Origin of the sequence: Cupriavidus sp. SS-3 (assembly GCF_035818815.1) — a bacterium.
Lineage (GTDB): Bacteria > Pseudomonadota > Gammaproteobacteria > Burkholderiales > Burkholderiaceae > Cupriavidus > Cupriavidus taiwanensis_C.
Genome location: NZ_JAYLVT010000051.1, coordinates 1 through 1,081 on the forward strand (window position 1 = coordinate 1; position 1,081 = coordinate 1,081).

1 protein-coding gene is annotated in these 1,081 nt (G+C 66.0%); it reads left to right on the forward strand.

Features of this window, described 5'->3' with window-relative positions; genetic code table 11:
- Positions 1-1,081, forward strand: a 1,081-nt coding sequence (prpC, locus tag U9J39_RS29370; RefSeq protein WP_326348799.1) for a bifunctional 2-methylcitrate synthase/citrate synthase, incomplete at both ends; no start/stop codon positions are given.

Genomic DNA, 1,081 nt, shown 5'->3' on the forward strand with positions numbered 1-1,081 from the left:
CCAAGAAATCCGTCGCGCTGTCGGGCGTGACCGCCGGCAACACCGCGCTGTGCACCGTCGGCCGCACCGGCAATGACCTGCACTACCGCGGCTACGACATCCTCGACATCGCCGAGACCTGCGAATTCGAGGAGATCGCCCACCTGCTGGTGCACGGCAAGCTGCCGACCAAATCCGAGCTGGCCGCCTACAAGGCCAAGCTGAAGTCGCTGCGCGGCCTGCCCGCCAACGTCAAGGCGGCGCTGGAATGGGTGCCCGCCAGCGCCCATCCGATGGACGTGATGCGCACCGGCGTGTCGGTGCTGGGCACGGTGCTGCCGGAGAAGGAAGACCACAACATCCCGGGCGCGCGCGACATCGCCGACCGGCTGATGGCCAGCCTCGGCTCGATGCTGCTGTACTGGTACCACTACAGCCACAACGGCCGCCGCATCGAAGTGGAGACCGACGATGACTCGATCGGTGGCCACTTCCTGCACCTGCTGCACGGCGAGAAGCCGTCGGCGCTGTGGGAGCGCGCCATGAACACCTCGCTCAACCTGTACGCCGAGCACGAGTTCAACGCCTCGACCTTCACCGCGCGCGTGATCGCCGGCACCGGCTCGGACATGTACTCGTCGATTGCCGGCGCGATCGGCGCGCTGCGCGGCCCCAAGCACGGCGGCGCCAACGAGGTCGCGTTCGAGATCCAGAAGCGCTACGACAACCCGGACGAGGCCCAGGCCGACATCACCCGCCGCGTCGAGAACAAGGAGGTCGTGATCGGCTTCGGCCACCCGGTGTACACCACCGGCGACCCGCGCAACCAGGTGATCAAGGAAGTGGCGAAGAAGCTGTCGAAGGACGCCGGCTCGATGAAGATGTTCGACATCGCCGAGCGCCTGGAAACGGTGATGTGGGACATCAAGAAAATGTTCCCGAACCTGGACTGGTTCAGCGCGGTCAGCTACCACATGATGGGCGTGCCCACCGCGATGTTCACGCCGCTGTTCGTGATCTCGCGCACCTCGGGCTGGGCCGCGCACATCATCGAGCAGCGCATCGACAACAAGATCATCCGCCCCAGCGCCAACTACACCGG